Below are 21,762 nucleotides of genomic sequence, written 5' to 3'. Positions count from 1 at the left end.
CGGTGTGGGCAAACCGAGGACACAGTAGACAGGTTTATGCTACGGATAGTGGACGCAACAGCAGATGCGTATCATTCGATCTCGTACCACCACCCACCCTCATAGAACGTTACGCGACGTTATTTATGGATGCAAACATTGTATCTTATTGGCGAAAAAGCATAATTATCCCACAAACCAAGCGTATCTATGACTTCTGAGGGGATTACGCGTGCGAGGGTGCTCGCGGCCATCACCGCAACCGAGGTGATGCATGAACCCGTAACCGCGAGCGAAGTCGCGGAGACATTACGATGCTCCCGACAGCGAGTTTCGAAGGCACTCCACAAACTCGCCGAACAGGGTCAGGTTTACACCAAGATGGTTGGCGCTCAGATCCGCGTCTGGTGGGTCGCCCCCACTTTATCCGCTCATACCGAGTCCGACCAGGAACGCGCTGGGAATCTGCCACTAAGCGCCCAACTCCCCGATACGACTCCCATCGGCGTTGCTATGTTCACCCCCGAAGGAACGCTTTGTCATGTGAACGACCGGGCGAAAACCCTCCTTGGCATCGCCGACGATAGAGAGATGAAAGCGACCGCATTCGATCGGCCAGTCTACGACAGTGATGGGACACTTCTTCCTCCAGAACAACTTCCGCTTGCCCGCGCCGCAAGAACCGATGAACCAGTGTTCGCCCAAGAGGTTCAGGTCGAAACACCTGCTGGGTATCGCCGCTGGCTTTCGGTGAACGGTACACTCGGATTCACCGACAATGAAGGTAGTGAGCAGGTGCTCATCGTCGTCCAGGACATCACGAAGCACAAAGCACGAATCAACCAACTCGAACAGCAGCGTGAGCGATTAGAGTCCGAACTCCGAACCGAGAAAGAGCATTTTCGCGTGGCATTGGCGAACTCGCCGCTCGTCGCGTTCAGATTAGATACGAACCTCCGCTATACGTGGATCGGCAATCCCCACGAAGATTTTGAGGAGGTAGACGTCCTCGGAAAACGCGACGACGAACTATTACCACCGGACGCAGCAGAGACCATCATGGCACCGAAGCGAGAAGCATTGGAGACCGGCGAGCGCGTCCGCGAGGAGGTGACCTACGAGTTGCCGAGTGGTTTGGTGTCGTACGACCTCACGGTCGAACCGCTCCGCGACGAGTCTGGGGAGATCGTCGGCCTCACCTCTGCTTCACTGGACATCACCGAGCGCATGAGGCACGAGCGGAAACTCGAAGAGACGGTCGGGAAACTAGAACAGGCCAATGAACGTCTAGACAGTTTTGCGAGTATGCTCGCCCACGAACTCAGGAACCCAGTTGCCATCGGCCAGATGTACTGTTACGAGCTTCCGGACGACGTCGACCCGGAAGTGGTCGAGTACATCACGGAGGCGTTCGACCGTATCGAGGATATGATCGACATCATGCTGGTGGTGACGCAAGGGCGAGCGGCCGTTGGCGAGCGCCAGTCGGTGCAACTGACAAACGCAGTCGAGGCTGCATGGGATTCGATCGACACCGATGATGCGACGCTATCGGCGAATATCGATGTTACGATACAGGCGGACGGGACGTACATCTGGCATCTCTTCCGGAATCTGTTCGAGAATGCGATCGAACACGGTGGGAGCGATGTTACCGTCGAAGTCGGTGAGTTACCCACTGGATTTTACGTAGCCGACGATGGTTCTGGAATCCCAGCAGAGAACCGAGAGACGGTGTTCGAAGTGGGATACACGTCGGCAGCCGAGTACGGCGGAACGGGATTAGGGTTAGCGTTTGTCCGGGAGATCACCAAAGTGTATGACTGGGAGTGTACGATAACGGAGAGTGCCTCCGGCGGGGCACGCTTCGAGTTCAAAGACGTTCGGTGACGAGCTGGAAGGTACCGTTTTGGAGCATGTTCGAACAACGACAAAGACCGCTAAAACCCCGGCAACGAGGGGTTACCGGTGAGTGAGAAAAGGGAATGGAGTCGGCTCAGTTTCCATTCCCTGTACCTATAGACCGACGTTCGATTCCGGGCGCTTATTGCCCCGCACGCACTGGGTTTCTCGCATGGACGCGGCGCTCGGGGCACCCGAAAAGATGGCCGAAAACAGCGACGAGCTGACGCCGATGATGCGCCAGTATTTCGAGCTGTGTCGGCAGTACGAAGACTCGCTGGTGCTGTTTCAGGTAGGCGACTTCTACGAGACGTTCTGCGAGGCGGCGGAACGAACCTCCCGTCTCCTGGAGATCACACTCACGAAACGCGAGGACAGCACCGGGACGTACCCGATGTCGGGAATCCCCATCGACAACGCCGAATCGTACATCGAGACGCTCCTCGACGCAGGGTATCGCGTCGCCGTCGCAGATCAGGTTCAAGACCCCGACGAGGCTTCCGGCGTAGTCGAACGAGCCGTCACGCGAGTCGTCACGCCGGGGACGCTCACCGAGGACGAACTGCTACACACCGACGACAACAACTTCGTCGCGAGCCTCACCCACGACGACGGGTACGGGCTGGCCGTCCTCGACGTTTCGACCGGCGACTTCTACGCGACGACGGTCGAAACCGAGAGCGAAGTCCGTGACGAAGTTGGTCGCTTCGCACCCGCAGAGGCCATCGTCGCGCCCGACGCACCCCGGACGCCCTTCGACGCCGATTGCATGGTCTCGAATCACGACGAATCGGCCTTCGAAATCGACAGCGCGGGCGACCTCGTCGCGGAGTACTTCGGTCCGCCCGAGCGACTGCTCGCCACCGACGCAGAGGTTCGAGCGTGTGGTGCGCTCCTCGCGTACGCCGAGTACGTCCGTGGCGGTGAGGAAGGCCATCTCGACTATCTCAACCACCTCACTCGATACGATCCCCGGTCGTACATGCTGCTCGACGCCGTCGCACTCGCGAGCCTCGAACTGTTCGAACCGCGAGCGGTTCATGGACAGGAAGACGCGACGCTCGTCGGCGTACTCGACGAAACCGCCTGTGCGCTCGGTAGCCGAAAACTGAAAGATTGGCTTCGCAGGCCCCTGCTCGAACCCGACCGAATCGAAGCGCGACTCGACGCCGTCGACGAGTGGACGACGCGCGTGCTTGCACGCGAAGAGATTCACGACCTCCTCCGAGACGTGTACGACATCGAGCGCCTCATCTCCCGCGTCGCGCGTGGCCGGGCGAACGCCCGCGACCTGCGTTCGCTGAAGGAGACGCTCGACGTGGTGCCGGACGTTGCCGAGGCAATGACCGACGTAGAGTCACCGAAGCTGACGACCCTCCGAGATAACCTCGACGAGATGGCCGACGTTCGTGACCGAATCGGACGAGCCATCTGCGACGAACCACCTATCGAAGTCACCGAAGGCGGAGTCATCAAGTCGGGCTACGACGACGAACTCGACCAACTTCGTGAGACAGAACGGTCGGGCAAAGCGTGGATCGAAGACCTCGAAGCGAGCGAACGCGAGCGAACGGGGATCGGCTCGCTCAAAGTTGGCTACAACCAGGTGCACGGATACTACATCGAGGTGACGGACCCCAACCTCGACAAAGTGCCCGAAGATTACACGCGACGACAGACGCTCAAGAACTCCGAGCGATTCTACACGCCGGAACTCAAAGAGCGCGAGGACGAGATCGTTCGGGCCGAACAGCGCGCCGACGACCTCGAATACGACCTGTTCCGCGAGGTACGCGACGCCGTCGCCGAGGAGTCCGAGCGAGTGCAGGCGCTCGCCGACACGCTGGCCGAACTCGACGTACTCGTCTCGCTCGCCGAAGTCGCCGCCAAGCACGGTTACTCGCGCCCCGAGGTCGGCGGCGAGGGAATCGACGTTCAGAATGGCCGACACCCGGTTGTCGAACGAACCGAAACGTCGTTCGTCCCGAACGATACCCACCTCGACAGCGATACCCTGGCGGTCATCACCGGCCCGAACATGTCGGGGAAATCGACGTACATGCGCCAGGTCGCGCTCATCACCCTGCTCGCACAGGTCGGCAGTTTCGTCCCCGCCGACGAGGCCCGGATTGGACTGGTCGACCGCATCTTCACCCGTGTCGGGGCGAGCGACGACATCGCTGGCGGGCGCTCGACGTTCATGGTCGAGATGACCGAACTCGCGGATATCCTCCGGAATGCAACACCACAGTCGCTCATCCTACTGGACGAGGTCGGTCGTGGTACGAGTACGACCGACGGCTTCGCTATCGCGCGGGCAGTGACCGAGTACGTCCACGACGAGATCGAGGCGAAGACGCTGTTCGCCACGCACCACCACGACCTCACGGCTGTCGCCGACAGCCTTCCCGATGCCATCAACTTGCACTTCGGAGCGACCGAACACGACGGCGAGGTCGTCTTCGAGCATAGCGTCGCATCCGGGGCGACGACCGCCTCTTACGGGGTCGAAGTCGCACAGCTCGCAGGCGTCCCGGACGACGTTATCCAGCGGTCGAAGAAACTGCTCGACGACGAACGACGGACGGACGAGATGAAGGGAGAGACGGACGACGAGATGGGGCAAGGGACGGACGACGAACTGGAGAGTGATTCGGTTGGCGAGGAACTGGCCTCGCCAGTATCCGCCGCATCTGAAGACGCACTCGCCGAACTCCGACAGACGAACGTCGCCGACACGACGCCGCTCGAAGCACTCCAGTTACTCGACCGGCTGAAGCGGTCGCTCGATTAGGGTTCGAGCGAGACGAACTCCAACCCGCTTTCTGCGAGCATGTTCCGAGCGCGCTCGGTCACCGATGGAGCGACCAGCACGCCGCGTATCTCCGCCCCGGCATGGAGGTCTCGTCGAAGCGCGTCCATGTATCGTCGAAGTTGCCCGACGGCGTCCGGCCCGACGCGCCTGCGCTTGAGCTCCACGACCATCGTCGTTCCGGAGGCGTCTTTTCCGTAGATATCGATAGCCCCGGCAGTCGTCTGGCGCTCCGTCGCCAGCGGCGTGAACCCCTTCTCCACGAGGTCCGGGTCGTCCAGGATACGCTGGCGGAGATCCTCTTCGGTGCCAGCGAGCGAGAGTTCCTTCGCGTCGGTCACGTCGAACGCCGACACCTGGGCCACGTGCTCGAAATGAACCGCCAGCGATTCGTCCGGGTTCGGTCGCCGACTTCTAACGAGGAGTCGCCCGTCGTTCAGTTCAGGGTCGAAGATTCCGCCCGGCGGTTGCCAGTTGACCGGCTTCTGACCCTCCTCGGTGTGAACGAGCGTGGTTCCATCGGGTTTGAGCACGAGGAGACGGTCGCCCGGCCCGAGATAGCTCTCTGCGCGCCCGTCGTACTCGACGGTGCAGCGACCGAACAGCGTTACGAGGTCGCCGCGTTCGAGCGCCGCCTCGACGTGAACCAGCGCCTCACGATGCGTCGGTGTCAGAAGCGTGGAGGGGTCGTTCCTCCCATCCGTCTGCGTCACTACCACTCGGTAGTTGGCGACCGGATAAAAACCGACCGCCCTCAGGTCATCGATATCACCTCCCGACGGTCACCTGCCCACTCGGTGACCCTGGCATCGAGATACTCTGTCGCCTGTTCCTCGTCGAGAGCGCCACGACGAACCATATCCCTGACCACTGCTCGCGTCGCGCGAAACCATCGTCGGACGTGCGCTGCGTCTCGGTCATCGTAGACGGAGACGAGAACGCCCGCGTCAGTATCTACATCTACGTCTGTACCAGTATCCACGTCGATATCAGTGTCTACGCCGATGACAGCGTCGCCGTCTATCGCAGAACCGAACCAGAGCGGGAGATACGCAGTGACGACCCACGCGAGGGAGACGAAGTAGAACGCCTCGAACTGCTGGTAGTCGAAGGTTGCGGCCTCCTCGAACGAAAGCCCGGTCGCTCGTGGCGTGGGTTCGACGGCGGGCGTCCATCTGTCGTCAATACCGCCAGCGAAGGGGGTCTTCGGCGTGATTCGATGACGGAGAGCGATAGATGTCGCTCCCCAGTGTGCATAGTGGCGGTCGAAGCGTCCATCGGGTCGCTCGTAGGCGACGAGTGCTCGATGTCCCACGGGTAGGCCGCAGTGGTTCCGTCATCGTATAAGAAGATACGTGAGAAAGGACGCGACCGACGAGGACTCTGGTGGAGGGGTTCAGTCCAGCACTTCCGAGGCGTTATCCCGAGGCCGATACCCGAGTGCTCGTTCGGTCTGCAGGATCGAGAGAAATCGTTCGTCGTTGCGTGAGATGGCGTGAGCGGTGACGGCAGTGTCGGGGAGCGATGCAGTCGCAGCAGCACGTACTACGTCGCGGCAGTCGCGGGGGCTGAGCCACATCGCTCGGGCGAAATGGGCGTGTTCGGCAGATTCGTCCTGCTCCGCTCGGAGGTCCTCTTCCGAGAGGAGCCAGCCGATTCGGAGGTTGACGACCTCGATGCCGTGGCGGTCGGCGTAGTAGGTACCGAGGGCCTCGCCGGTCACCTTGCTCACGCCGTAGTAGGAGTCCGGACGTGGCGGGTCGTCCGGATAGACGGGATGAGCCCCGTCGGTGACCATCGTCTCCGTCTCGGATGGGTCGGCAGCGTTGTACATCCCGACCGCGTGGTTCGACGAGGCGAAGACGACTCGCTGGAGGTCGTGTTCGCGTGCGGCCTCGAAGACGTTGTGCGTCCCTTCGATGTTCACGTCCACCGTGCTCCGCCAGTCGGCCTCCGGTGACGGATTCGCGGCGAGATGGACGACGACGTCGTGGCCTTCGAGCACGTCGGCGAGGGCCTCGTCGTCGGTGACGTCGCACACTTCGCCGTCGATGTCGTCGTGCTCCCTGTGGGTGATTGGCGTCACGTCGTACTCTTCGAGCGCCGCCAATGACTCGCGCCCAACGTTGCCTGCCGCACCCGTCACTGCTATCCGTGTCATGTCGGCGAGATGGGCGTCCTGCGACGTATAGCTCCCGGCCAGCGAACTCCCCACCGACCGAACCACCACCGATTAGTGCCACTGGCAGATAGTTCGGGTATGACCGACCTCGGGAAGGTAGACCGCGACTTCTTCGACGAGCACATCTATCCCTACCTCGGCGCGGAGCGCGACGACGTAACACTCGGCCCGAAACACGGGGTGGATTTTGGGGTCATCGAGATTGGTTCGGTGGGCCACGATGTCAATGGAGTCGGCCAGCAAGTCGTCGCTCTCGCCACCGACCCCATCTCGATCCTCCCAGAACTCGGCTTCGAGCGCGCGGCGTGGTTCGCCTTCCACGTCGTGATGAGCGACGTGGCGGTGAGCGGCTTGCGCCCCACCCACCTTGCAGTCGATTTCAACCTGCCGCCGGAGATCACGGACGAGGAGTTCGCTACCGTCTGGAAGACGTTCGACCGTGAGGCCCGAGAACTGGGCGTCAGCATCGTAACCGGCCACACGGCCCGCTACACGGGATGTCAGTACCCGTGGGTTGGCGGGGCGACGACGCTCGCGGTCGGCAACCGCGAGAATCTCGTACGACCGGACGGCGCGCGTCCCGGCGACCGCGTCATAGTCACGAAAGGGCCGGGCGTCGAGGCGGCGGGATTTCTCGTCACGCTGTTCGAGGAACACGTCGAACTCCCGCAGGAGGACATCGACGCGGCGAAAGACCGGTTCTACGACATGAGTCCGGTCGAGGATGCGCTCATCGTGGCGGAGGCGGGGCCGGTGACCGCGATGCACGACGCCACGGAGTGTGGAATCCACGGCGCGCTGGTCGAGATGGCCCGTGCGGCAAGCGTTCGATTCGACGTGTCCCACGACGACGTACCCGTCCTGCCGGGCGTGCTGGAAGCCTGCGAGTTCTTCGACATCGACCCATGGGAATCGACGACGGAGGGAACGCTGGTTCTGACCGTCGAATCAGCGGGCGCAGGCGACGTGCTCGCTGCACTGGACGACGCCGGAATCCCGGCGGCCGAAATGGGTACGGTAACCGAGGGCGATGGAGTCTACGTCGATGGAAGTCGAATCGAGCATCCCGACGTCGACCCCTCGTGGCAGGTGTTCGCCGAGTACGCCGACCGGGAGTGAACACCACTGGTAAATACTACAGAGTTATAACACCGACGTATGAGCAACCTCGGCAAAGTAGACAGAGCGTTCTTCGAGGAGTACATCTACCCGCACCTCGGCGCAGAGCGCGACGACGTGGCGCTCGGGCCACAGCATGGCGTCGATTACGGGATATTCGAGGTCGGCGAACATGCCGTCGTGACGGCGACCGATCCCATCTTCGTCATGCCGTCGCTCGGCTTCGAGCGCGCGGCGTGGTTCGCCTTCCACATCATCATGAGCGACGTAGCGGTGAGTGGCGTCCAGCCGACTCACCTCTCGGTCGATTTCAACCTGCCGCCGGAGATCACGGACGAGGAGTTCGAGACCATCTGGAAGACGTTCGACCGCGAGGCCCGCGAGTTGGGCGTCAGCGTCGTCACCGGCCACACCGCACGATACGCTGGCTGTAGCTACCCCATGGTCGGCGGTGCGACCGCGATGGCGGTCGGTGACCCCACCGCGGTCGTTCGACCGGACGGGGCACGACCCGGCGACCGCGTCCTCATCACGAAAGGGCCGGCGGTGGAGGCGACCGGCTTGCTCTCCATCCGCTTCGAGGAACTGCTCGACCTTCCGGACGAGACGGTCGAAGCGGCGAAAGACCGCTTCTACGACATGAGTCCCGTCGAAGACGCGCTCGTGGCTGCAAATGCCGGGAACGTTTCGGCCATGCACGATGCGACCGAAGGCGGCGTTCACGGTGCACTGGTCGAGATGGCCCGCGCAGGCGGCGTCCAGCTCGACGTGTCCCACGACGACGTGCCCGTCCTGCCGGGCGTGCTGGAAGCCTGCGAGTTCTTCGACATGGATCCGTGGTCGGCGATCAGCGAAGGTACCCTCCTGCTCTCGGTCGCATCCGATGACGCTGACGATGTCATCGCGGCACTGGACGACGCCGATATCCCTGCGGCAGACATCGGCGAGGTTCGTGAGGGAGACGGTGTGACCGTCGATGGCGAGCGAATCGAGCATCCGGAGATCGACCCATTCTGGGGAACCTTCGAGGAGTTCATGGGGCGATTGGAATGACGCGAAATCCCGCACCCGTCGAACCGCCGGTCGCATTGACCATCGCGGGAAGCGACTCCGGTGGCGGCGCAGGTATCCAGGCCGACCTGAAGACGATGGAAGCCCACGGCGCGTTCGGTACGAGCGTCGTGACGAGTATCACGGCCCAGAACACGCGCAGCGTCGAACGAGCGTTCACGCTCCCTGTCGAGGAGATCGAAGCCCAGTGTTCCGCCGTCCTCTCGGATTTCGACGTTCGAGCCGTCAAGACCGGGATGCTCGCGGAGGCTCCGGTCGTGCGAAGCGTCACGGAACAGGTCGCACCGCTGGACGTGTCGGTCGTCGTCGACCCCGTGATGGTCGCTACGTCGGGTGACCGACTGTTGGACGACGAGGGCGAAGAGGCGTACGAATCGCTCCTCGACCACGCGACGCTCGTCACGCCCAACACCGACGAGGCAGAAGTGTTGACGGGCGTGTTGCCCGAAGACGAGGAAAGTTCCCGAAAAGCGGGCGAAGCGTTGCTCGAACTGGGTGCCGACGCCGCACTCCTGAAGGGTGGGCACGTCCCCGGCGAGAGGGTACAGGACGTGCTGGTGACCGACGAGGGTGTCGAAACCTTCGTTCACGAACGGATCGAGACCGACGCGACGCACGGGTCGGGCTGCACCATATCGAGTGCTATCGCCGCCCAACTCGCACACGGCGAGGATCTCCGTGACGCGGTCGCTGGGGCGACGACGTTCATGGAACGCGCGGTGCGCTATCCACTCGACGTCGGTGAGGGGCCGGGGTCGGTTCACCACCTCGTCGGCCTCCGAGAGCTGGCAGACCGCCACCCCACCGCAGAAGCGGTCGAGGAGGTCGTCCGGTCGTTCGTCGAGCGAGACGTGAGCGTGCTCGTTCCCGAGGTCGGCATGAACGTCGTCGGGGCGACACGGTACGCCGAGCGAGTCGGCGAAACCGCCGCCGTCGAAGGGCGGATCACGCGCACCATGTCGGGCGTGAACCCGAATCGTGGCGTTCGCTTCGGCGCGTCGAGTCACGTCGCCCGATTCCTGCTTTCGGCGCGCGAGTTCGACGCCGACCTCCGATTCGCCGTCAACTGCCGGTTCGACAGCGACGTGGAAGATGCACTGTCGGCGCTCAGCGGCGAGATCGTCGAGTTCGACCGAGGAGCAGAACCCGAGGACGTGAAAGCGCACGAAGGAAGCACGATGCAGTGGGGTGCCCGCCGGGCGTTCGAGTCGGTGGGCGAGACCCCAGTGGCCATCATCGACCGTGGCGAAGTCGGCAAAGAAGCCATCGTGAAGCTGATTGCAGCAGATACGGGGGCGCTGAAGCGACGGACGTTCGCGGTGCTCTCTGCGTTGGAGTCGTAGTCAGGCGTCGTTCGAATCGCCCATCCAGTTGTAGCAGCGGAACGTCTCGCGGTCGGTCGTCAGCATCTCGATGGGGATGAATCCCTTCCCACCGCGAGCACCGACTTTCGGCTTGTCGGGGTCGTCCGCGACGAACATCGGTTTCGCCCGGAGTTTGAACGTCACTTCGAAGTCGCCGACGCCGTCTTCGCCGGGGTCGAACGACATCTGCACGCCGGACGCGCCGACGCCGAAGGTGACGTGACCCCCGGGCGATTCGACTGCAACGTCGTGGCTTGCCATCCCGCCAGCGAGGTCGGAGAACCAGTCGGCCATCTCCTCGCGGTCGAGGTCGGTTTCGAGGTCGAACGACCCATCGTCCCCGATATCACCCTCCTCGAAGACGAACTCCGGATACTGGAGGTCTTCGGGTGAGAGAGCGTGGTCGTGGTCACCGTCGGCAGAACTCTCCTCGTGGTCGTCCCCCGCGGTTTCGTGGTCGGCGCACGCTTCACACTCGTCGGTCATAGTTCGGACACGAATCCGAGAACACATTACGCTATCGAGAACAGAACGGACGGCGAACGATCTTCAGAAAAGCGTCGATTTTGATCGTTTACGATGCGATCATCGAGCGACAGCTTTCGGCACACTCTTCCAGCACGTCGGCACAAGCCTGACAGTGGTCGTGGTCGTGGCGCGAGCACTCCTCGGCACACTCCTCGCACGCACCAGCACAGGCTTCCGCGAGTTCGACGCTGTAGTTCGAGTTACGCGCCATGAATCGGGCGTGCTGGGTGGCGATGTCGGCCACGTCGCGGCAGAGGCGGATACACCGCGCCATGTCGCCATCTTCGTCGAGACACTCGTCGGCACACCACTCACAGACCTGTGCGGCCTCGAAGCAGTTGTCGATACAGTCCGACTGTTCGTCGTTAAGGTGGTCTATCTGGGTGACTGCCATGTGGTGAGAAACGAGGGTATCGGCGGTCGGTATTCTGGTTGCTTACGCAACTGATTTTTCAGACCCAGTGACGAACACGCCGAGACCGACGACGAACGTCACGAGCGAGAGGAAACCGACCGCGAGGTGCCAACCGGCCAGCCAGTACGGTAGTTCGACCACGTGGCGGGCACTGGCGAGCAGGTAGCTGAAAACGGGGAGTTTCGTCGCACCCTCTCCGACTGCGACACCCGAATCGTAGGCTGCTCCGGCGGGATACTCGCCGGGAACGCGGTCTGCCTCGTAGGGAACCGTCGGAACGCGAGCACTCCAGACCATCGCCCCGGACTCGTTCAGTTCAACGACGCGATTGTTCCGACTGTCGGTGATGAGTGTGTGGCCGTTAGGGAGGCGGTCGGCATCACGAGGCCAGTCGAACTCGATGCCGCCCGCACCTTCGGCCTGCCACGCGACCGTCCACTCGCTATCGCCATCGTCGTCGTCTCTACTGTCCTTCCGATGGAGTTCGACCACCCGGTCGTTCTCACTGTCGGCGACGAGGATGGCGTTCTCCGAGAGCCACTGGGGATTGTGCTGTTTGTTCAACACGCTCGGGTCACCATCCTCGTTGACGACTTCGACGACGCCCTTTCCGCGTTCGACGACGACGAGCTGGTTGGCGTTTCGAACACTGACGAGATAGCGCCCGTCACCGATTCTATCTACGTCGTTGATGTGGAGCCAATCGGTCGTCGTGGGGTCTGTCGGTGCGTCGTAGAACTCGCTCGCGTTCCACTGCCACGTGACGCTCCCGTTCCGCGCGACGGTGAACACTCGTTCTCTGTCCATATCCGCGACGAGCAGTTCGCCGGAGGGCAGGAACTCGGCATCGTGAACCTCGCTGTTCAGACTTGTTCGGACGGGGAACGACCACTCGTAGACGACGTGTGGTGTGGGGGTTGGATCGATGACACGAACACCCGTTCGCTCGCACGGTGAGTCGTAGGGGCCACAGTCACTGTAGCCTCGGGCCATGAACGAGGCGAGGATAGAACCGTTTGGAAGTTCGGAGACGTCGTGATAGCTCGCCGCCTTGCCGTAGTCCCACTGCTTTCGTCCGTCGACACCGATCACGGCGACGCGACCGTTCGTCGTCGTCGATTGGACGCCGACGACGGTTTCGTTGCCTGCACCACGAACCGATGTCTCCGAGATGGGCGGGGCGACCGCCGCACTGATGACGAGCACGAGCGCGAAACCAGTGACAGCGAACGTCATCAGACCGATGCCGATACCGCGCTGCGACTGCGGAACGACGAACCGAGGACCCACGGAAACCACGTGGATGCGGTGAAGTCTGCGAACGGTAAAACCGTGCTGGCCGCGATAGACCACATTCGCCAGCGCGAATCCACACCGTTTTATCCGCGCTCGAACTCACTCCGCACATGATTTCGGTTGCCCGTCTCCGGAGGTGTCCGCCGTGAGTGAGGGCGGCATCGTCGGGGAGTTTCTCTCGCTCAAATCCGAGACGGACGCGGACGTGTTGACGATGCAGGTCGGCGATTTCTACGAGTTCTTCGCCGACGACGCCGAGTTGGTCGGCGACGTGCTCGATCTGAACGTGTCACAGAAATCGAGCCACGGGAGTAGCTATCCGATGGCTGGCGTCCCGCTCTCGGAACTCACCCCGTATCTGAAGCAACTGGTCGAACGCGGCTACCGCGTCGCCGTCGCCGACCAGCACGAGACCGAGAACGGGCACGCCCGCGAGATCTCGCGGGTCGTGACGCCGGGAACCCTCCTGGAAACCAGTTCCGCGGACGCCCAGTATCTCGCGGGTGTCGTCCGCGTCGAGGATGGCTACGGACTCGCCTTTGCGGACGTGACGACGGGACGGTTCCTGGTCACCGCGGTCTCCGGCCCGGACGCCGACGAGCGCGCACTGACGGAGCTGTATCGGTTCGACCCCGCCGAGGTACTGCCCGGCCCAGAAGTTCGAAACGACGATTCGTTCCTCGAACGAGTGCGCGAACGTACCGACGCCTCCCTGTCGGTTCACGACGCGAACGCCTTCGCACCGGGGAAGGCGACCCATCGAACCCGCGAACAGTTCGGCAAGGAGACGCTGGTGAGTCTCGGACTGGACTCGGGCGAGGGGGCGGAGGTTCGTGCGGCAGGGGCCGTACTCTCCTACGTCGAGGAGACGGGGGCGGGCGTCCTCGGGTCGATGACGCGCCTGCAATCGTACCACACCGACGACCACGTCGAACTCGACGCGACGACCCAGCGGAACCTCGAGCTCACCGAGACGATGCACGGCGACCGGAAGGGATCGCTGTTCGAGACGATCGACCACACACGGACGAGTGCGGGTCGTCGCCTGCTGAAAGAGTGGCTCCAGCGTCCGCGGCGGTCGCTCGACCTGCTTCGTGAACGCCAGTCAAACGTTGCCGCATTCGCGGAGTCGGCGCTGGCCCGCGAGGAGATTCGAGAGACGCTATCAGAGGCGTACGACCTCGAACGACTGGCGAGCAAGGCGGCGTCGGGAAGCGCGGACGCACACGACTTGCTCCGGGTTCGAGACAGTCTCGCCGTCCTCCCGAAGGTCGCGGATTCCATCACCAACGCGCCCTCGCTGTCGAGTTCGCCACTCGCGGAACTCGTGGCTCGACCGGACAGGGCGCAGGCGGAGCGACTCCGTGAGGAGTTGGCCGACGCACTGGCGGACGACCCACCGAACACCGTCACGCAAGGCGGTCTGTTTCGCCGGGGTTACAACGAGCGACTCGACGAGATCATCGACCAGCACGAGACGAATCTGGAGTGGTTCGACACGCTCGCAGGGCGCGAGAAGTCCCGGACGGGCATCACCCATCTGCAGGTCGACCGCAACAAGACGGACGGTTACTACCTGCAGGTCGGCAAGTCGGAGACCGGCAAGGTTCCCGAGGAGTACGAGGCGATAAAGACGCTGAAGAACTCGGAGCGGTACGTCACCGAAGAACTCCGGGAGCGAGAACGCGAGATACTGCGTCTCGAAGAACAGCGAGGCGAGATGGAGTACGAATTGTTCCAGCGGCTCCGAGCGCGCGTGGCAGAACACGCGGAACTCCTACAGGACGTCGGTCGCACGTTGGCCGAACTCGACGTGCTGGCGAGTCTGGCGGTTCACGCCGTCGAAAACGGATGGGTACGGCCGGAACTCACCGAGTCGGGACTGGACATCCAGCAGGGCCGCCATCCGGTCGTGGAGCAGACGACCGAGTTCGTCCCGAACGACGTGCGGATAGACGACGACCGCGAGTTCCTCATCGTCACCGGGCCGAACATGTCGGGGAAATCGACGTACATGCGGCAGGTCGCCCTCATCACCCTGCTCGCACAGGTCGGCAGTTTCGTCCCCGCACGCGAAGCGCGCGTGGGACTCGTCGATGGCATCTTCACCCGCGTCGGTGCCCTCGACGAGTTGGCACAGGGGCGCTCGACGTTCATGGTCGAGATGCAGGAGTTGAGCAACATCCTCCACTCGGCGACCGAGGATTCGCTCGTCATCTTGGACGAGGTGGGGCGCGGAACCGCGACCTACGACGGGATCTCCATCGCGTGGGCGGCGACGGAGTATCTGCACAACGAGGTGCGGGCGAAGACGCTCTTTGCGACCCACTACCACGAGTTGACGACGCTCGCGGAACATTTGGGGCGCGTCGAGAACGTCCACGTCGCGGCAGATGAACGAGATGGCGACGTGACGTTTCTCCGCACGGTCGAGGAGGGACCGACCAACCGCTCCTACGGTATCCACGTCGCGGATCTAGCGGGCGTACCGATGCCGGTCGTCGAGCGTTCGCGGGACGTGCTCGACAAACTGCGGAAGGAGAAGGCGATCGAGGCGCGGGGTTCGGGAACGGGCGAGTCGGTACAAGCAGTCTTCGACCTCGGGTCGGGGAGTTTCCAGGGGAGTGCGTCTGCCGATGGCAGTACGCCGGCGGAAGCAAGTGGAACGTCGGACACGGCGGCGGCCGATGGAATCGATTCCGACTCGCTCGACCCCGAAACCGAAGCCGTGCTGGACGAACTCGCCGGGACTGAGGTGGCAGACGTGTCGCCGATAGAGCTGATGTCGAAGGTACAGGAGTGGCAGAAGCGTCTAGAGGAAGAACGGTAAAATAACGAACGTTTCCACTCGCATCGTCGTTTCTCTCCGGGCAAATTTTCCCCGGTTGTCTTTTGCCGTCAGCCCACGAAGCAGGGGTATGCAGCGCCGACGCTTCCTTACGGCCACTGTCGCTGGACTCTCGGCAACACTAGCTGGGTGTGGTGGGTCAGGGTCTTCCCCGACCGATTCGAACACGGACGGCACTACTGGAGCGAGCGGAACGCAAGCATCGAAGACGACCGACGGGACGACCGGAGAGACGGCACCCGATTCGGTCGGTCTACAGACGCTGGCAAGTGGGCTACAAGCACCGATAGCCATCGCCTTCGCACCCGACGCCGACCGTCGCTACATCGCCGACCAGGACGGCCGCATCTACGTTCACGAGTCAGGAGGCCTCCGCGACGACCTGTTCCTCGACCTGCGCGATACAGTCGAATTCGGTGGCGAAAAGGGACTGCTGGGAATGGCGCTCCACCCCGATTTCGCCACGAATCGGCGGCTGTTCGTCCGCTACAGCGGCCCGCGACGTTCCGGAACCCCCGCCGGATTCAGCCACACGTTCGTCCTCGCTGAGTTCAAGGCGACCGAAAACGGCAAGCGGGTGAAACGGGATAGCGAACGCTCCGTCCTGGAGATTCCAGAACCGCAGAGCAACCACAACGCGGGGGACATCAAATTCGGGAACGACGGCTATCTCTACGTGGCTGTCGGCGATGGCGGTGCTGGCGGCGACCAGGGCACGGGCCACGTCGCCGACTGGTACGACGCCCTCGATGGGGGGAACGGACAGGACGTGACCGAAAACCTCCGAGGGAGCATCCTCCGTATCGATGTCGACGGTCGGGCTGACGGCAAGGGCTACGCCATCCCCGACGACAACCCACTGGTCGGGACGAACGGTCTCGACGAACACTACGCGTGGGGATTCCGGAACCCGTGGCGGATGTCGTTCGACGACGGAACCCTCTTCGTCGGCGACGTCGGCCAGAGTCGATTCGAGGAGGTGAGCATCGTCGAGAAAGGGGGCAACTACGGCTGGAACGTGAAAGAAGGAACACACTGCTACGGGGCGGACGACTGCCCGGACGAGACTCCGGGGAACGTTCGGGGTGGCGAACGTCTCGTCGATCCGATCGTCGAGTATCCACACTCGGGCGCGTCGGTCAGTGGGATATCGGTCATCGGCGGCTACGTCTATCGCGGTTCGGCACTGTCGGGGATGGACGGAACCTACGTCTTCGGCGACCTGCAAGCAAACGGGCGGTTGTTCGCCGCGACTCCCCCCGACGATGGCGGGATGTGGCCGACGCGAGTGATCACGGTGGCCGGTGACGGGAGCGCGAAACTCGAACAACTCCTCTCGTTTGGCCGCGACGGTTCCGGAGAGCTATACGTACTTGGTATTGGCGAGAGCGGTGGCGGGGTTCACCGTCTCGTCCCGGCCAAGTGATTTCGGTGAAGAAAGTCCGGGGGTTTCGTCACCGGACAAAGAACGTTTCGAGACCGAATCCCGACGCGACCAACAGCCGCGATGACGATTCTCGACTGCCAAACATCAATTTTCAGATGCGTTGAAATCAAACGCATATATCTTCCCATTATTTTCATCGGCGTATAACGGAAGCAGGATATATTTCGAATTGATGCGATTGTATTAATGTATGGAGAGAAGAAGCTTCGTCTCGGCAGCAGGGACGCTCGGTGCACTGTTACTGGGAAGCGAATCGGTCGGCGCGAGCCAGAGTCACGATACGCCCCAGGGGAGAGAAACTGGACGACCGACACCAAAGACGAAGACCGTCATCCACCTTTCGAGCGGTGACGCGATGGACAAGAAACACGCGTTACTCAACGCGAAGAACCTCCTCGAAGATGAGACCGTCCCCGTCAACGACCTCGTCTTCCTGGCGAACGGGAAGGGCGTACTCGTGTACACGCCGCCCACCGACGACAATGAGTTCGCCGACATCATCGAGATGCTCCAGGAGCAGGGAGTGACCTTCCGAGCGTGTGAGAACGCGATGGAACACCTCGGTCTCACGGAAGACGACCTGCTTCCGGGTGTCGAGCCAGTGCCGTCTGGCGTCGGTGAACTCACTCGACTCCAGCAACTGAGCTACGGGTACATCAAGTCGCCATAACCGTCATCTCAGCCGGCGGTCGAGTCGCCCGACTCAGTCGGGTCGTTCTGAGGCTGCGAACTTTTCTCGAACCGAAAACGGCCGAGCGAACACTCGAATATTTTTGTGATCGCTTCATGATTGTTGCACACGTACGACGAAGTGATGCAGACCACACCCGACCATCATGTCTCGGCACGCGACGAGCATATCCACACGACCTGGAGCCGTAACCACGAGCCAGTCCGAACGGTCGAGTCCGGCGATGTCGTTACCTTCGACTGCCGCGACGCGACGAACGAACGACTCGACGCGAATGCGACCGTGGCCGACGTGTATTCAATGGCAGACGATTCCACCGGCCATCCGTTGACTGGGCCGGTCTCCATGGCCAGTGCACAGCCGGGAGACGTACTGGCGGTCGAACTCCTCGATTTCGAGCACGACGGCGTCGGCTTTTCGTACTTCTATCCGGGCGACGAGGGGTGGGGTCTGCTTTCGGAGGATTTCCCCGACCCTGGTCTCCACGTCTGGGAGCTAGAGGACGATGTCGGCACGTTCGTCGACGGCATCGAAGTTCCGCTCGACCCGTTTCCCGGTAATCTCGGCGTCGCACCTGCCACTGGGGGAGAACACAGCACGACACCACCGCGTCGGGTCGGTGGCAATCTCGACGTGAAACATCTCACGGCCGGGTCGACGCTGTACCTGCCGGTCGAGGTTGACGGAGCACTGTTCAGCATCGGCGACTGCCACGCAGCGCAGGGTGACGGCGAAGTCTGTGTCACGGGCATCGAAGCATCGATGACGGTGACAACTCGGCTCCGACTCCTCCCTGACCGAACCATCGAACAGCCACAATTCGAGACGGCAGGCCCGTTCTCGACTGACGGCGACCGTATGTACGCGACCACCGGCATCAGCGACGATCTGATGGATGCGACGAAGAAAGCGGTCAGACACATGATCACGCATCTCCACGAACAGCATGAGTTGACGCGTACGGAGGCGTATCTACTGTGTTCGGCGATAGTGGATCTGAAGATCAACGAAGTCGTCGACAAACCGAACTGGGTCGTCTCGGCGTACGTTCCGCAGTCGATCTTTCCAGAGCGGAACAATCGATAACCAAACCTGAGGGGGAACGGCGTGACCATTCCGGAGCGGAACGATGTGACCGTCGAGTGTGATAACTACTCGACCGTATCACTTGCCATCGGTGTCACCCACCAGCGACGACCAGGAGCGCAGTCGCTCCGATAGCTATCAGGGCCGTCGTTACGGTCGTCCACCCATCGATGGGGCTTCTCGAAGAACCCCACACCCAGACTACGACGAGCGTGGCGACCGTGAGACCCGCACCGAGCCAGGGAGAGACGCCGAGTTCCGCCGCGACGATGGCCTCGTCCTGTCGTCCTAGCCAGGATGGGCTTGCAACTGCGATGAGATACGGCACTCCTCGGTAGAGGAGCGGGACGAGCAAGAATGGATAGATACGTTCATCTCCCGACCGACGGAGCCAGACCGCAGCGACCATCGCCTGTCCAACCGTCACCAGCGGTCCAGCTAGGGCGACGATCGCCAGATGCCACGGCGAACCGTACACTCCCTCGATGGGACAGCTCCCGTTCAGGGACATCACCATCCGATTTCCGAGAAGTTCGCCGACGGTGGTATGTGCCAGTTCGTGGAGCACCATCGTCGAGAGGACGGCGGCGAGCGTCGCCAACAGATATGGGACGCCAAGGCGACTGATCGTCCGCCGGAATCGGTGTGGGTTCGGTACATCATCGGACAGTCCGAACGAAGTGCTATCGGTCACGGCAACCACACGTCCAGTACTCGACAGCCGACATTATGCGAGCGGTCTTTTCTCGGATACTGGGAAGCACTGAATCTTAGTCAGAAATCGCTCCAGTTGGCTTCGGTCTCGGCACAGTCTATCACGAATGGTCGAGATCTGTGCAACGAATATTTGCGGCGATAGTCGAAGACACTCGAAAGTGACCGTTCTGGGAGTGCCAGACCGGTTTTCGTGCTGCTATGGTACGAATCTGGAGATGCTTGGCCACCCATAGTCGACACATATCGAATCGTCTCGGGGGGTTCTCATCGATGAAAACCGCCGTTTCGAGAGGCCGGGCGACATAGAGAGACCCTCTCGTTCCACAAGAGGACGCCTATCGACCCACAAGCGAACGTATATATTCGATACTGACTGTGGAACTGCAGTTCGTTGCCCCCTGCTATCGAGGGTCTTCTGTGATCGAGACGGCGACACGGTGGCCGGGGTACGACCAATCATGTCAGACAAGAAATTCGAGTTTTCACGACGGAAAGCGCTGCTCGGTCTCGGCACCATCGGTGCCGGTGCCGCATTCGGCGGTGCAGGGACGATGGCGTTCCTGAACGACCCCGAGACGATCAAGAACAACACGGTAACTGCCGGGAACCTCGATCTGAAGATCGACTGGGAGGAACACTACAACGGCGAGATCATCGAAACACAGCCGCCGATCGACAACCCCGGCCCTATCTTCATGCTCGACGACGTGAAGCCGGGCGACTACGGCGAGGCGACCATCAGCCTGCACGTGTACGACAATCCGGCGTATATCTGGCTGGCCGGCGAGTTGACGGAGAGTGCGGAGAACGGTCAGCGCGAACCCGAACTGGAGACGGAGGGCGAGGACACCGACGGGATGGGTGAACTCGCGGACGCTATCCACGCACGCCTGTGGTACGATGACGACTGCGACAATAAGTTCGACCGCGTCGCAGGTGGACAGGAGCTGGAGGTCGCACTCGTAAGCGACGTCTCCGGGTCGATGAGAGGGAGCAATCTGACCGCGCTCAAGACCGCGGCGACGAACTTCGTCGACAACTTCAGTTCGCCGGACGAGGGAGCGGCCATCTCCTTTGCATCCACTGCTGGTGTCGATCAGGAACTCACGACGGACTACTCGGCTATCAAATCCGCAATCAGTGGGTATTCGGCGGGCGGCGGGACGGACATCTCCGCAGGCATCGATGCCGCAAGGAACGAACTCCTCAACGGGACGAACGCGACGGCGAGTGCCACGAAGGTGATGGTGCTCCTGAGCGACGGACAGAGCAACGAGGCGGCCGCCAAGAACTCTGCATCGACTGCGAAAGGTGACGGTATCCGCATCATCACCGTCGCGCTCGGGTCGGGGGCGGACACGACGCTCATGGAGGAGATCGCCAGTTCACCCGACGACGCATACGTCGGTGGCGTCGACGACCTCGGAACGATCTACTCCACCATCGCGACGAGCATCTTCACCGGCGAACAGGTCATCACGGAAGGCTCACTCACGGAAGTGCTCGCCTATCTGAACGACGGTATCCTGCTCGACGGCGACCGAAGCACGGAGGAGGCGGACTGCTACTCCGCGAACACGAAACACTGCCTCGGCTTCGAATGGTGGCTGCCCAAAGAGGTCGATAACGAAGTGCAGTCCGACAGCGCGAAGTTCGACTTTGACTTCTACGCCGAGCAGTGCCGCCACAACCCGGAGCCGATGAATCCGTGGAGTAACAGCGCCTGAACGAGAGCGAGCACAGCGAAACGAACGACCGCAACGCAACGAAAACGACCGACCGCTCCGCACCAGGAGGCGCGTCATCGATTTTTTGGGAACTCACCCACCATCGACAGGGTCTCCCACCGCCAACAGGGGCTGCCATCGTTAACGGGAGCACCCATCGCCAACAGGAGCGGGGAGCAACAGACAGTCGGAGAGCGTCGCTCCGGACGACGAGAAATCAAGATGGAACTTCCTGCACGGGGCGCGACCTACTGTACGATGTCGATATCGTCAGCCTCGCCCGCGACCGTCCAGTCGTCGTCACCGAGGCTGTAGTGGCGAACTTCAGGGGTCGTCCACTCACCTTCGACGCACTCCGCGCTGACCTCGCACCGCCGGATCGCTTCGTGTCTCGGTTCGATCTCCAGTCGGAATCGGTCGTCAGGCATGTAGTCGATGGGACTCGCGGGCCCTTCGAACGTCGTCCCGTCAGTGAGTTCGATCCTGACGTGATTGCCCAGAGTTACGACTTCCAGTGTTTCGGTGAACGATTCCATGTAGGATGTTCACACGGGTGGTACCGGTGTAAGCATTGTGGC

The 21,762-nt window shown here is 62.0% G+C and carries 18 protein-coding genes; 10 read left to right on the top strand and 8 right to left on the bottom strand.

The window, feature by feature from the left end:
- Nucleotides 1–189: 189 nt before the first annotated feature.
- A complete protein-coding gene (locus tag ACR3FE_RS05480; protein WP_458206081.1) occupies nt 190–1,869 on the top strand; it encodes a PAS domain-containing protein in 1,680 nt (559 codons plus the stop codon).
- Nucleotides 1,870–2,053: 184 nt separating this feature from the next.
- Complete coding sequence (gene mutS, locus ACR3FE_RS05475; RefSeq protein ID WP_458206080.1) at nt 2,054–4,675, top strand: DNA mismatch repair protein MutS; 2,622 nt, start codon at nt 2,054–2,056, stop codon at nt 4,673–4,675.
- Here mutS (ACR3FE_RS05475) and nucS read toward each other — a convergent pair.
- From nucS to ACR3FE_RS05460, 3 genes are all read right to left on the bottom strand, one after another.
- Complete coding sequence (nucS, locus tag ACR3FE_RS05470) at nt 4,672–5,406, bottom strand: endonuclease NucS (RefSeq protein ID WP_458206079.1); 735 nt, start codon at nt 5,404–5,406, stop codon at nt 4,672–4,674. The genes mutS (ACR3FE_RS05475) and nucS overlap by 4 nt on opposite strands.
- 41 nt (nt 5,407–5,447) lie before the next feature.
- Nucleotides 5,448–6,008, bottom strand: coding sequence for a DUF6735 family protein (locus ACR3FE_RS05465; RefSeq protein ID WP_458206078.1), 561 nt, complete (start codon nt 6,006–6,008; stop codon nt 5,448–5,450).
- An 81-nt stretch (nt 6,009–6,089) separates the two neighbouring features.
- The gene (locus ACR3FE_RS05460; protein ID WP_458206718.1) at nt 6,090–6,854 is read right to left on the bottom strand and encodes an NAD-dependent epimerase/dehydratase family protein; all 765 of its coding nucleotides are present in this window, start codon (nt 6,852–6,854) and stop codon (nt 6,090–6,092) included.
- 99 nt (nt 6,855–6,953) lie between these two features.
- On the opposite strand from ACR3FE_RS05460, the gene ACR3FE_RS05455 reads away from it, so the two are divergent.
- From ACR3FE_RS05455 to thiD, 3 genes are read left to right on the top strand one after another with little or no spacing between them, the layout of a single operon-like run.
- A complete protein-coding gene (locus tag ACR3FE_RS05455) occupies nt 6,954–7,994 on the top strand; it encodes an AIR synthase family protein (RefSeq protein WP_458206077.1) in 1,041 nt (346 codons plus the stop codon).
- Between the two features lie 39 nt (nt 7,995–8,033).
- A complete protein-coding gene (locus tag ACR3FE_RS05450) occupies nt 8,034–9,047 on the top strand; it encodes an AIR synthase family protein (RefSeq protein WP_458206076.1) in 1,014 nt (337 codons plus the stop codon).
- A complete protein-coding gene (gene thiD, locus ACR3FE_RS05445; protein WP_458206075.1) occupies nt 9,044–10,408 on the top strand; it encodes a bifunctional hydroxymethylpyrimidine kinase/phosphomethylpyrimidine kinase in 1,365 nt (454 codons plus the stop codon). The genes ACR3FE_RS05450 and thiD overlap by 4 nt, the downstream gene beginning before the upstream one ends.
- On the opposite strand, the gene ACR3FE_RS05440 is transcribed toward thiD, so the two are convergent.
- The 3 genes from ACR3FE_RS05440 to ACR3FE_RS05430 form a co-directional block, all read right to left on the bottom strand.
- The gene (locus tag ACR3FE_RS05440) at nt 10,409–10,915 is read right to left on the bottom strand and encodes a hypothetical protein (protein WP_458206074.1); all 507 of its coding nucleotides are present in this window, start codon (nt 10,913–10,915) and stop codon (nt 10,409–10,411) included. It lies immediately after the preceding gene.
- An 88-nt stretch (nt 10,916–11,003) separates the two neighbouring features.
- Nucleotides 11,004–11,351, bottom strand: coding sequence for a four-helix bundle copper-binding protein (locus ACR3FE_RS05435; protein ID WP_458206073.1), 348 nt, complete (start codon nt 11,349–11,351; stop codon nt 11,004–11,006).
- A gap of 42 nt (nt 11,352–11,393) precedes the next feature.
- Complete coding sequence (locus tag ACR3FE_RS05430; RefSeq protein WP_458206072.1) at nt 11,394–12,671, bottom strand: arylsulfotransferase family protein; 1,278 nt, start codon at nt 12,669–12,671, stop codon at nt 11,394–11,396.
- Between the two features lie 142 nt (nt 12,672–12,813).
- Here ACR3FE_RS05430 and mutS (ACR3FE_RS05425) point away from each other — a divergent pair, with 142 nt between their 5' ends.
- The 4 genes from mutS (ACR3FE_RS05425) to ACR3FE_RS05410 all read left to right on the top strand — a co-directional run bounded on the left by mutS (ACR3FE_RS05425) (nt 12,814) and on the right by ACR3FE_RS05410 (nt 18,740).
- Nucleotides 12,814–15,498 carry a DNA mismatch repair protein MutS gene (gene mutS / locus ACR3FE_RS05425; protein ID WP_458206071.1) on the top strand — a complete coding sequence of 895 codons (2,685 nt, stop codon included), beginning with the start codon at nt 12,814–12,816 and terminating at the stop codon, nt 15,496–15,498.
- Nucleotides 15,499–15,586: 88 nt separating this feature from the next.
- A complete protein-coding gene (locus ACR3FE_RS05420) occupies nt 15,587–16,942 on the top strand; it encodes a PQQ-dependent sugar dehydrogenase (RefSeq protein WP_458206070.1) in 1,356 nt (451 codons plus the stop codon).
- A gap of 211 nt (nt 16,943–17,153) precedes the next feature.
- On the top strand, nt 17,154–17,633 hold the full coding sequence (locus ACR3FE_RS05415) for a DsrE family protein (RefSeq protein ID WP_458206069.1): 480 nt from the start codon (nt 17,154–17,156) through the stop codon (nt 17,631–17,633).
- 144 nt (nt 17,634–17,777) lie between these two features.
- Nucleotides 17,778–18,740: an acetamidase/formamidase family protein gene (locus tag ACR3FE_RS05410; protein WP_458206068.1), complete on the top strand. Its 963-nt coding sequence runs from the start codon at nt 17,778–17,780 to the stop codon at nt 18,738–18,740.
- A 94-nt stretch (nt 18,741–18,834) separates the two neighbouring features.
- Here the strand turns inward: ACR3FE_RS05410 and ACR3FE_RS05405 are convergent, their stop codons facing one another.
- Nucleotides 18,835–19,434: a hypothetical protein gene (locus ACR3FE_RS05405; RefSeq protein WP_458206067.1), complete on the bottom strand. Its 600-nt coding sequence runs from the start codon at nt 19,432–19,434 to the stop codon at nt 18,835–18,837.
- A gap of 481 nt (nt 19,435–19,915) precedes the next feature.
- On the opposite strand from ACR3FE_RS05405, the gene ACR3FE_RS05400 reads away from it, so the two are divergent.
- Entirely contained in the window at nt 19,916–21,184 is a 1,269-nt protein-coding gene (locus tag ACR3FE_RS05400) for a vWA domain-containing protein (protein ID WP_458206066.1), read from the top strand.
- Between the two features lie 248 nt (nt 21,185–21,432).
- Here the strand turns inward: ACR3FE_RS05400 and ACR3FE_RS05395 are convergent, their stop codons facing one another.
- Entirely contained in the window at nt 21,433–21,720 is a 288-nt protein-coding gene (locus tag ACR3FE_RS05395) for a hypothetical protein (protein ID WP_458206065.1), read from the bottom strand.
- Between the last annotated feature and the right edge of the window lie 42 nt (nt 21,721–21,762).

It is taken from the genome of Haladaptatus rarus, assembly GCF_054177585.1.
The sequence above is the reverse complement of the archived record's forward strand: the minus strand, read 5'-3'. Positions and strand labels throughout refer to the sequence as shown.